Annotated in this window: 1 pseudogene; it reads left to right on the forward strand. The window is 36.0% G+C overall.

What is annotated here, in order from left to right:
* Nucleotides 1-349: 349 nt before the first annotated feature.
* Nucleotides 350-1,107 (forward strand): annotated as a pseudogene (locus ACJ5GX_RS05770) (hypothetical protein); the annotation flags it as partial.

Raw genomic sequence — 1,107 nt, forward strand, 5'->3', positions numbered from 1 at the left:
AAAAGCTGGAAAAGAGAATGGAAAATTGATTTAGTTGAAAGGGAAAATCCAAATTGGGCTGATTTATATGATGAAATTATAAAATAAAATGAGATCCCAGTGTCAAGCACTGGGATGACAGAAGAGAGGACTGGGATGACACCGAAGGGGCTACTTGCATCTTTTTAGCCCAAACCATAATATTCGTACAGTTGTGTGCCCAGACAATGAAATGACAGAGGAGACTGGGACGGCAAGAGAAGAATTCTGAAGCGAAAAGCTTCAAGGAAATCTTATGCAAAATCTAGTATTTACGGAATTTATATTATTTTCATGCACATTATGGTTTTTATAATTAACGGAAAGTGATATGGCTAGTTTAACTTTTAAAGACAACTCTGGAGGAAATGTACCATCCCCTAACATTAAAAGCATAATTTATGAAGATGCTGCACAGAATAAGTATACCTTTGGTGTAGACAATGCTACTAATGTTTTCAACACTTTTAAGTATGAACCTAATGGTGCTGCTGAAATAGATTACAGTGCTACAGCAACAAAGTTCATGACTGGAGGTGCAATTGCTACATTATTAGGTATTGGAACTAATGTAGATGCAATAAAAACTAAGACTGATTCTATTCCAGCTGACTTAAGCGCTGACTTAGTTACCATAAAAACTCAAGTCGGAACAGATCTGATATCAGGAATAAAGGCTAAGACTGATAAGATTACAGATACCTTAGGAGCTGATGTCACTGCTATAAAGGCTAAAACTGATACTATTCCAGCTGACTTAACAGCTAAAGTAACTGCTATAGAAACTGCTACAAATTCTGCTAATTTAGGAGATAAAGTTACTGCAATACAAACTAAGACTGATAAGATTACAGATACCTTAGGAGCTGATGTCACTGCTATAAAGGCTAAGACTGATAAGATGCCTGCTGATTTAGGAACTGAGTTAGGTAATTTAGCTAAATCTGCTGAACTAGCTCCTTTAGCTAAATCTGCTGATGTTACTGCTATAAAGGCTAAAACTGATACTATTCCAGCTGACTTAACAGCTAAAGTAACTGCTATAGAAACTGCTACAAATTCTGCTAATTTAGGAGATAAAGTTACTGC

Source organism: Wolbachia endosymbiont of Tuta absoluta (assembly GCF_059414725.1).